This is a genomic window from Microcystis sp. LSC13-02, assembly GCA_002282935.1.
Lineage (GTDB): Bacteria > Cyanobacteriota > Cyanobacteriia > Cyanobacteriales > Microcystaceae > Microcystis.
Genome location: MTBT01000142.1, coordinates 1 through 10,506 on the forward strand (window position 1 = coordinate 1; position 10,506 = coordinate 10,506).

7 protein-coding genes and 1 pseudogene are annotated in these 10,506 nt (G+C 44.8%); 6 read left to right on the forward strand and 2 right to left on the reverse strand.

Features of this window, described 5'->3' with window-relative positions:
• Positions 1-93: 93 nt before the first annotated feature.
• The 5 genes and pseudogenes from BGL89_RS08620 (at position 94) to BGL89_RS08640 (ending at position 3,294) form a co-directional block, all read left to right on the forward strand.
• Complete coding sequence (locus BGL89_RS08620) at positions 94-345, forward strand: hypothetical protein (RefSeq protein ID WP_286825363.1); 252 nt, start codon at positions 94-96, stop codon at positions 343-345.
• Positions 332-643, forward strand: a pseudogene (locus BGL89_RS08625) (hypothetical protein); the annotation flags it as partial. The gene BGL89_RS08620 and the pseudogene BGL89_RS08625, both read left to right, overlap by 14 nt.
• Before the next feature lie 308 nt (positions 644-951).
• A complete protein-coding gene (locus BGL89_RS08630) occupies positions 952-1,545 on the forward strand; it encodes an alpha/beta hydrolase (protein WP_323801800.1) in 594 nt (197 codons plus the stop codon).
• Entirely contained in the window at positions 1,542-2,882 is a 1,341-nt protein-coding gene (locus BGL89_RS08635; RefSeq protein WP_286825364.1) for a 16S rRNA (cytosine(967)-C(5))-methyltransferase, read from the forward strand. The genes BGL89_RS08630 and BGL89_RS08635 overlap by 4 nt, the downstream gene beginning before the upstream one ends.
• Before the next feature lies 1 nt (position 2,883).
• A complete protein-coding gene (locus BGL89_RS08640) occupies positions 2,884-3,294 on the forward strand; it encodes a tellurite resistance TerB family protein (protein WP_286825365.1) in 411 nt (136 codons plus the stop codon).
• Between the two features lie 68 nt (positions 3,295-3,362).
• On the opposite strand, the gene BGL89_RS08645 is transcribed toward BGL89_RS08640, so the two are convergent.
• Positions 3,363-4,997 carry an alpha-D-glucose phosphate-specific phosphoglucomutase gene (locus BGL89_RS08645; RefSeq protein ID WP_286825366.1) on the reverse strand — a complete coding sequence of 545 codons (1,635 nt, stop codon included), beginning with the start codon at positions 4,995-4,997 and terminating at the stop codon, positions 3,363-3,365.
• Positions 4,998-5,375: 378 nt separating this feature from the next.
• On the reverse strand, positions 5,376-8,345 hold the full coding sequence (gene pruA, locus BGL89_RS08650) for an L-glutamate gamma-semialdehyde dehydrogenase (RefSeq protein WP_286825367.1): 2,970 nt from the start codon (positions 8,343-8,345) through the stop codon (positions 5,376-5,378).
• Between the two features lie 659 nt (positions 8,346-9,004).
• On the opposite strand from pruA, the gene BGL89_RS08655 reads away from it, so the two are divergent.
• Positions 9,005-10,189 (forward strand): NAD(P)H-quinone oxidoreductase subunit H, encoded by a 1,185-nt coding sequence (locus tag BGL89_RS08655; protein WP_286825368.1) that lies wholly within the window; start codon positions 9,005-9,007, stop codon positions 10,187-10,189.
• Positions 10,190-10,506 lie beyond the last annotated feature (317 nt).

Below are 10,506 nucleotides of genomic sequence, written 5' to 3' on the forward strand. Positions count from 1 at the left end.
CATGAACTAGGCTCATGTCCATCTGACTTGATTGACGTTTTATCTGATTTGGTTTATACCCCTCAGCAACATTCCTAAATTTATTGGAATTTTATGGCTAAAACAACTGATACCTATTATTTAACCTCCGCGGAGAAGTCTCTTTTATCTGATTTACTCAAAGTTAGGGCTGCCACTGCCTTGAGCTTTGAAATTGAAACAGATAGAATTGGAGAAGCTGACTTACAAGATAAATTAGAAAAACTAGCGGAAAAAGGCTATATCTCAGTTAGTGAACAAGAAAACTACAAAATCTTTACTCCCACTTGGAAAACTCGTTGGCTGAGGGTAAATGGTATTTTGTAGTCAGGTTCTAACGGAATTAGATAAGTTTCTTTTTTTCAGTTCATTCACCCATTACCTATTTTTGGTAGATTCTCAGACAACTGCTGCCACCGACCTTTCTAGTGAAATACAGAAATTTGTGGAAGGACATCGGTGGTCTTTTGTGTTTGCTTCGATAATTATTGGAGTAGCAGTTGAAACTAGAATTAGCTATTTCTCAGCTTTTAGGATTCGTCATTTATTTCCCGATTTTAAAAAGGATTTTTTAAAGACTTTTTTTCATTTATTAATTGTCAAAATTGTTACATCAATACTCTTATAAGTAGTCGGACATAAATAAACAACACTATGTTAAAGAATGTAAAATAGGCGGTTTTCGCTGCTGCATACAGCCTTCTACCCTATTTACAAAACTTTATACAGCAGCGAAAACTTATGTCCGACTACTTACTACCGAATCACCATCCGCTATTTAACCGGAACGGTCGAACAGTGTTGATTACTGGTTACGAATCAGTGATCACTGAAAAGACTCCCCAACACCCATCTCACTGGCGGGAAAATCGCTATAGAATAGAGAAAAAAAAGAATTGCGAGGAAAAAACTCTGTCTTTTAACCCGATTGTCATTCCCCCTTCCCCGGAAAATCCCGCTCGCTATCTAGTGATCATGCTGCACGGTTGGGGTGCAGATGCCATGGATCTGGCCCCCCTTGCATCGATGCTGGATCTAGCTGATTGTCAATTTTTGTTTCCTAATGCTCCTTTTGATCATCCCCAAGTGCCGGGGGGACGCGCCTGGTATGCTTTAGAAACCTCCGATTATCAAGGTTTAGTCGCTAGTCGTCAACAGTTGCACGATTGGATTATTTCCCTAGAAGCAACTACCGGTATTCCCCTAGAGCGGACTTTTTTGACCGGTTTTTCCCAAGGGGGAGCGATGACGCTGGATGTGGGTTTATCTTTACCCTTGGCGGGATTGGGTTCCTTGAGTGGTTATCTGCACGGTGAACCCCATCCCCAAGGCCCACAAAATGTCTTAATTGTTCATGGTAAGCAGGATACCGTCGTTCCTGTCGCCATAGCTCGTCAAGCCAGGGATTTACTGCTTGGTTTGGGGGTTAACGTTGAATATCATGAGTTAAATATGGGTCACGAAATCCCGATTCCGGCGCTGACTATTTTACGCCAATTCCTCCGTAATCGTCTAGAAACTGCATGAATAATGCTCGTCAGCTGGCTTTGCTGATTTTACGGGATATCGATCGCTCCTCGGCCTATCCCGATCGCGCTCTTGATCGCCATTTGTCCGCTAGTTCCTTAAATTGTCTTGACAAAGCCTTGACAACGGAGATTGTTTATGGTATAATGCGCCGACAAAGAACTCTGGATGGGCTGCTCGATCGCCTGGGGAAAAAAACCGCGGCCCAGCAACCCCCGGATTTACGGCGAATTCTCCATATTGGTCTTTATCAACTGCGTTATCTATCCCAGATTCCCCCATCAGCGGCGGTGAATACGGCGGTAGAATTAACTAAAATCAGTCATTTAGGCAAATTAGCGGCGGTGGTTAACGGAATGCTGCGGCAATATCTCCGTTTAACTGCTAATGGCGACGATCCTTTAATTTTGCCAGAAAATACCGCTTCTAGATTGGGTATTCTCCACAGTTTCCCCGATTGGTTGGTGCAATTGTGGTTAGATCGCTTTAGTGTTGCGGAAACGGAACAACTTTGTCAATGGTTTAATCGCTCTCCTGACCTTGATATTCGGATTAATCCCCTGAAAACTAGCCTAGAAGCCCTAGAAAATGAGTTAGAATCAGCCAATATAACTTTTAATCATCTTAAGTTACCTCTAGCTTGCCGTTTAACCTCTGGTTTAGGCAATATTGAGCGTTTAGAGGGATTTCGAGCCGGAAATTACACCCTACAGGATATTAGCGCCCAATTAGTCACTTATCTACTCGATCCCCAGCCCGGAGAGACAATTATCGATGCTTGCGCGGCACCAGGGGGAAAAACCACTCATATCGCCGAATTAATGGGCGATCGGGGTAGAATATTAGCCTGTGATCAAACGGCATCCCGTTTACGACAGTTAGAAGCCAATATTAAAAGATTAGACTTAAAAGCGATCGAAGTACATCTGGGGGATAGTCGCGATCGTCCCCAGTGGTGCGGCATCGCTGATCGTGTACTAATCGATGCTCCCTGTTCAGGATTGGGAACCCTGCACAAGCGTCCTGATATACGTTGGCGACAAACACCCGAAAATTTACCTGTACTAGCTAAACGACAGGGGGAACTTTTAGCCTCGGCTGCCACTTGGGTAAAACCGAAGGGAATCTTAGTTTATGCCACCTGTACTTTAAATCCGTTAGAAAATGAAGGAGTGATCGAGCAGTTTTTAGCCGCTCATCCCGATTGGAAAATGGCCACTCCCGACTCTAATTCATCTTTCTCAGAATACTATACAGAAACGGGAGCGATCGAAGTGTTACCCCATCGACATAATCAAGACGGTTTTTTTATGGCTAAGTTAGTCAAGGAAGTGTGAAATGAAAAATAAACAATTACTGAAAATTCTCATCGGTGTTGCTTGGATTGATGGTGTCATTCAACCATCAGAAAGAAATTATTTACGACAGGTAGCTGTCAGGGAAAAACTTGATGATGATCCAGAGATTAAACCACTATTATCGGAACTAAAACCAGTTAAAACCAGTGAATGTTATCGATGGTTAGAGTCCTATTTAGGCGATAATCCTAGTCCAGAAATCTATCAAGATCTACTAGCATCGATTAGCACTTTAATCTATAGCGATGACGACGTGGACGTACAGGAAGCGAAATTATTAACTAAAGTTCAGAGTTTTGATCCGACTCATGATAGCCATCGATCGATGTTAGATAAATTAGTGACGGGAATTCAGAAATTGTACCACAAAGCAATTACTGAAAGTAATTAAGGAGAGGCTATCAGTGGTCAGCAGGTCAAAAAATTACCCGATAAAAACTGATAGCTGCTCCCTAGATTTTAGGTAATAACCGTGGGTTGTTCACGTCCAGTAGATTGACGAATTTGACCGATTTCTTCGGCTAAATCAATTAAGGGTTGTAGGGCCTTTTGGGTGTCGATATCGTGTTTACTCGCGTCCGGTTCATAACTTTCTAGATAAACCCGGAGAGTTGCTCCTTTAGTTCCCGTCCCCGATAGACGGAAAATAATCCGAGAACCATCAGTAAAACCAATGCGAATACCTTGATTTTTACTCACACTACCATCCACGGGATCCGTATAGCTAAAATCATCGGCATATTCCACTTCATAGTTACCAAATTGTTTACCCTTAAGGTCTAAAACCAACTTCTGGAGACGTGCCATCATCTCTTTTGCCGGTTCCAAGGCGACTTCTTCATAATCATGACGAGAATAGAAATTACGACCGAATTCTTGCCAATGACTACGAACAATTTCCTCTACAGATTCCCCTTTAACTGCCAAAATATTTAACCAGAAAAGAACCGCCCATAAACCATCTTTTTCGCGAATATGATTGGAACCCGTGCCGAAACTTTCCTCCCCGCAAAGGGTTGCTTTCCCCGCATCCAGCAAATTACCGAAGAATTTCCAACCGGTGGGAGTTTCATAACAGTCAATTCCCAGTTTAGCCGCTACTCGATCGGCCGCCGCACTGGTGGGCATCGATCGCGCCACTCCCGTGATACCATTTTGATAGCCCGGTACTAGATGAGCGTTGGCAGTTAGTACAGCTAAACTATCACTGGGGGTGACAAAAAAATTCTGACCGAGGATCATATTGCGATCGCCATCTCCATCGGAAGCAGCCCCAAAATCCGGAGCCTCTTGACCAAAGAGAATTTCCACCAGATCATGGGCATAGACTAGGTTAGGATCGGGATGACCACCACCAAAATCCTCTAAGGGAATACCATTTAATACTGTACCCTTGGGCGCGCCTAAACGCTGTTCAAATAGAGCATAAGCGTAGGGACCCGTCACCGCATGGAGAGAATCCATGCACATTTTAAACTTACCAGAAGTGAGTAAGGCTTGAATGCGATCGAAATCAAAAATCTTTTCCATCATTTTGACGTAGGGAGTGACCCCATCGATCACTTCCACATCCATAGTTCCCAGTTTAAAGGAACTGGGGCGATCGAGGTTAATATCGGCCCCTGAGAGGATTTTATAACTGCTAATCACCTTAGTCTCGGCATAAATTGCATCGGTGATATTTTCCGGGGCCGGTCCACCGTTAGTAACATTGTACTTAATGCCAAAATCCCCCTCTGGACCGCCGGGGTTATGACTAGCGGAGAGAACAATACCGCCAAAAGCGTTATTTTCGCGAATTAACCCAGAAATAGCGGGAGTGGAGACAATACCATCGGTTCCCACGAGGATTCTACCGATACCGTTAGCAGCGGCGATTTTCAGGATAGTTTGAATAGCTTGACGGTTATAATAACGACCATCTCCACCCACAACTAGGGTTTGACCCTCAATACCGTCTAAAGTATTGAAGATAGCTTGAATAAAATTTTCCAGATAATGGGGTTGTTGAAAAACGGGAACGGATTTTCGCAGTCCGGAAGTCCCCGGTTTTTGGTCACTAAAGGGTTTTGTGGCAATGGTTTCAATCGTCATAGTCTTTTCTTGATAGGCTGACGCAATTCTCAACTTAAGTATTTGACACTCTCGCCGTCAAGCTACGCTGTGACGGGAGATTCTTGCTTCTACTCCTCTTAACTAGACACAATCCGAAGACTATGCCCCCGTTTAAGCTTCTATCCTGCTTGACCCGTCACCATTACATTTTCAAGGGCGATATTTGTTCCGAGGTACAAAGGAGCGGGAGGTTTCCGTGATACTTTACGCGCTTTACCGCTTTCTGTATTCTAGCGAAATCCCTCGAAAGTGAAAACGCTTAATCTAAGGATAGGGGGTTAAGATGGGTTTTAGCCGATAAATGAACCAGATTTGGGGGTATAAACCCCCAATAATAACCAATTTTAGCTATATCGCTTAATCGGCCCCTTCAATCGGTGCAAATCCCTGACGTTGAATATTCTCGCTGATGTGACGAGGTTCGAGGAATTGCAAGAGATAATCCGGACCCCCTGCCTTGGAACCCACCCCCGACATCTTGAAACCCCCGAAGGGTTGACGGGAAACAATCGCGCCGGTGATTCCCCGGTTAATATAGAGGTTTCCCACTTCAAATTCCTGCATAGCTCGGTTAATATGGGCAGGAGTGCGAGAATATAAGCCACCAGTTAAAGCATAGTCGGTTCCGTTAGCCACAGCTAAAGCTTCCTCAAAATTACTCACTTTGATAATCGCCACCACTGGACCAAAAATCTCCTCCATCGCTATTACCGCATCGGGGGGAACATTCTTAAAGACGGTGGGACTGACGAAGTAACCCACCTCTGGAATTGGCATTTCTAGGGCCAATTCTGCCTCTTTTTTACCAGTTTCGATATATTCCCGAATTCTTGCTTGAGCTTTCTCGTCGATAACCGGTCCTACTTCCGTACTCGGTAAATCCGTCGGCCCGATATTGAGGGAGTTGGTAGCCTCGACAAAGCGATCAACAAAGCTATCATAGACGCTTTCCAGAACGATGATCCTGGAACAGGCGGAACATTTCTGGCCGGTGTAGCCAAAAGCGGACTTAACCGCACCGACAACGGCCTGATCTAAATCGGCACTCTCATCGACGATTAGGGCATTTTTGCCGCCCATTTCGGCGATAACTCGTTTTAGGTGTTTTTGACCCTTTTGCACGATAGAGGCATCTGTATAGATGCGACAGCCCACTTCTCGTGAACCGGTGAAGGCGATTAGGTGAACATCGGGATGGCTGACTAAATGCGCCCCCACTTGCGAACCTTTACCCGGGATATATTGGAAGACTCCGGCAGGAATACCCGCTTCTAGGAGAATCTCGGCAAATTTCGCCGTAATCACCGAAGAAGTCTCGGCTGGTTTCAATAGCGTGCAGTTACCGGCTACTAAAGCTGCTACTGTCATCCCCACTGCGATCGCTAGGGGGAAATTCCAGGGAGAAATCACTAAAGCAATACCCCGGGGTTGGTAGAAATAACGATTATTCTCGCCTGCTACGTCGAAATTATGCCCTAAATCCAGTCTTTCCATCTCGGAAGCATAATAACGGCAAAAATCGATCGCTTCTGACACTTCCGGATCCGCCTGTTGGATAACTTTGCCCACTTCTAAACAAATCCAGGCCGATAACTCGTGTCGTCGCGCTTCCATCAAATCTGCCGCTTTTCGCAGTATTTCGGCTCTTTTAGCCACTGGAGTGCGTTTCCAAGCGGGAAAAGCCTGTTTCGCCGCTATTATCGCTTTTTCTGCCTGTTCCACCTCAATTAAGCCCACTTTACCCACTATTTCCTGCGGGTTACAGGGATTAACGGAATTAATTTGAACATTGGTGGTGACGTATTCACCGTTAATTAGGGGTAAATAGGTCTTACCGAGGGAATTTTTGACAAAAGTAAGGGCTTGATTCGCTTTATTTCGCAATTGCTCGTTGGCATAATCTGTATCAGGGGCATTAGGAAAACCGGGGATAATCGGGTTATCATTGCCTAAAACCCGGGGGGCTGCGATTAAATCTTCCACGGGACGATCCTCCAAATTTTGCCGCAGGAAGGAACTATTAGCGGTATTTTCTAATAAACGGCGGATTAGGTAGGCCATACCGGGTAAGAGTTGTCCGTAGGGGGAATAAACCCGCACCCGATGACCCCGCTTCACTAACGCTTTGGCTAATTGGTCGCCCATGCCGTACAATACCTGCATTTCAAAGCGACGACGGGGAATTTCTAAACTTTCTGCGATCGCACAGGCTAAGGCTTGCGATCGCACGTTATGACTACCGATAGCAGCGGATAAATATTGATGATTTTCCAATAATAACCGCGTCATCCGTTCATAATTGGCATCGGTGGCCGATTTTTCGTTATATACCGGCTGTGGCCAATGATTTTGGCGAGATTTAATCGTTTCCTGATCCCAGTAAGCGCCTTTGACTAGCCGGACAGTAACGGGATAACCGCGCTTTTTCGCCCAATTAATTAAATCTTGTAAATCTTGGGCAGAATCTCTTAAATATGCCTGTAGGGTGATGCCAATATCGGTACGACTGCGAAATTCTTCTTCTAGGAGTAATTCTTTCAGGATAGCCAGGGTGAGGTTTTTATAAACGTACTGTTCCATATCAAAATGGACTGCCACCCCTAACTCCTGAGCGCGTCGCAATAGTAGGCGAATGCGATCGCAAACTTTCTCTTTACTGCCAATCGGATCCATGGGATCAAACTGAGAATAAAAGGCAGTTAGCTTGACAGAAACCTGCACTTGTGGTAGTAATTCGCCGTCCGCTTGATCAATTTGGCTAACTTTATTCCATTTGGTCGCTTCTTGAGCCAAATGGGTCATTAAATCCAGATAACTTTGTAGATAAACTTGGGTTTCCGCTTCAGTAATTACCGCTTCACCGAGGAGATCTATGGTAAAAGCCATTTTTTCCTTCCGCAGACGGGTGACAGTGCGAGTAATTTGCTCTAGGTCTTCCCCGGCGATATACTTACGAGCTAAAGTTTCTACGGATTTACTGATCAGACTGGCGGCCGTTTGAGCGGGTAGGGAGTTAGGATCACTAAAGTTGAGGATATTTTTCAGCGCACTGGGCAGTTCTACGGAAGCATCACCGAGGTATTGTTGCAGATGATTAGCGATCTCGGCATTACTGCGTAAAGCGGGTAAACAGTCAATAAAACGGAATAATTGTACTCGTAAATTGGGGTTAGACATGGCCCAATCGAGTAATTTATCATCCCAACGCATTTGATCCTGTAAAGCAGACCAAAGACCTTTTTTTTCGCGAGTTTCGGCTAAAAGTTGTCTAGCGATCTCTTGGGTTTTGGTTTCGTAGTTTTGAGTTGAGTCGATTTGGATAACCACGGTGATTCAAGTAAAAAAATTATCAACGGGATTCAGCTTTCAGCAAGCTAACGTCAGCCTTGAGCCTAAAATTCAGTTTTTGAGCTTTTTCGGCTGATTGCTGCTCTTAATCGGTCTTTTCTCTGGTCTATAACTCTTACCGAAGGACTAATCAAAGCTAATAACCGATCGCTTTTGCTGAACACTCTATTGTACTCGATCGAGTGGTGAAGTGGGGTGTAGGGTGTGGGGTGTAGGGTGCGGGGAAGTGGGGAAATGGGGAAGTGGGGAAGTGGGGAAATGGGGAAATGGGGAAATGGGGAAATGGGGAAGTGGGGAAATGGGGAAGTGGGGAAATGGGGAAGTGGGGAAGTGGGGAAGTGGGGAAGTGGGGAAGTGGGAAGAATAAATAAAAATAATCTCCTGACTTGAAAGAGGGTGTAGGGTGTGGGGTGTGGGGTGTAGGGAAGGAAACCTCTTTCATCTTTGGGGGTGAAAATTTTTTCATCGGGACTGACTACTGATTACTGATTACTGATCACTGATTACTGATTACTGATTACTGATTACTGATTACTGATCACTGATCACTGATCACTGATACCCGATAGTCCTTGTGTATTGTCGAAGCGTTTACTTATAATAACTTTAAAAAGATTTTCGGGATCATCGGTAGCCCTATGGCAAAAATTGAAACGAGAACAGAACCCATGGTTTTAAACATGGGACCCCATCACCCTTCGATGCACGGAGTTTTGCGCTTAATCGTCACCCTTGACGGGGAAGACGTGATTGACTGCGAACCCGTAATCGGTTATCTTCATCGGGGCATGGAAAAAATTGCCGAAAATCGCACCAATGTCATGTACGTTCCCTACGTTAGTCGTTGGGATTACGCCGCAGGGATGTTTAATGAGGCGATTACGGTCAATGCTCCCGAAAAATTAGCCGATATCGCCGTTCCCAAACGAGCGCAATATATCCGGGTGATTATGTTGGAACTCAACCGCATCGCTAACCATTTACTCTGGTTAGGCCCCTTTATGGCGGATGTAGGCGCACAAACTCCCTTTTTCTACATTTTCCGAGAACGGGAGATGATTTATGACCTCTGGGAAGCTGCGACGGGAATGCGGTTAATTAATAACAATTATTTCCGCATTGGTGGCGTGGCGGTGGATTTACCCTACGGATGGGTGGATAAGTGCGAGGATTTCTGTGATTATTTTGAGCCAAAAGTGGACGAATACGAGAAATTAATCACTAATAACCCGATTTTCCGCCGTCGTATTGAAGGGATAGGCTGCATTACCAGAGACGAAGCGATTAACTGGGGTTTATCCGGTCCGATGTTGCGCGCTTCCGGGGTGAAATGGGATTTAAGAAAAGTTGACCATTACGAGTGTTACGACGATTTTGACTGGGAAGTGCATTGGGAAACCGCCGGCGATTGTTTTGCTCGTTATCTGGTGCGGATTCGGGAAATGCGCGAATCGGTGAAAATTATCCGGCAAGCACTGAAAGGTTTACCCGGTGGTCCCTACGAAAATCTGGAAGCGAAACGGATGGCAGAAGGGAAAAAATCAGCTTGGAATGATTTTGACTATCAATATATCGCCAAAAAAGTCGCCCCCACTTTTAAGATTCCTAAAGGTGAACATTATGTGCGTTTGGAAAGTGGTAAAGGCGAATTAGGTATCTTTATCGTCGGTAATGATGATGTTTTCCCTTGGCGTTGGAAAATTCGGGCCGCCGATTTTAATAATCTTCAAATTCTGCCTCATATCCTCAAAGGGGTAAAAGTTGCCGATATTATGGCGATTTTAGGCAGTATTGATATTATTATGGGGTCAGTCGATCGCTAAATCTCCCTCCTAGGGAGCAGGTAGGTTGATTCATGAATCAACCTACTATAACTGGAGCAGGACAGGGCTGGTTCATTCTCCCAATCTAATTTTTTATTTTTGCCACGTTTAATCGCTTATGCGGTAGGCAAAGCAGCACGTTTTGACAAATTTTCAGCTATTTATTCCGAGAAATCGACTAAAAATGTAATTGTTATGGGCAAACCACAAATCTCTATCGGAATTCCCCTAGTTCCTCACCAGACCAAACCTCTAACCCCCAGAATCTGCTAAGTTACCTAGTAAATCAGTAGCGACTACACTGGTAGAAACCAAAG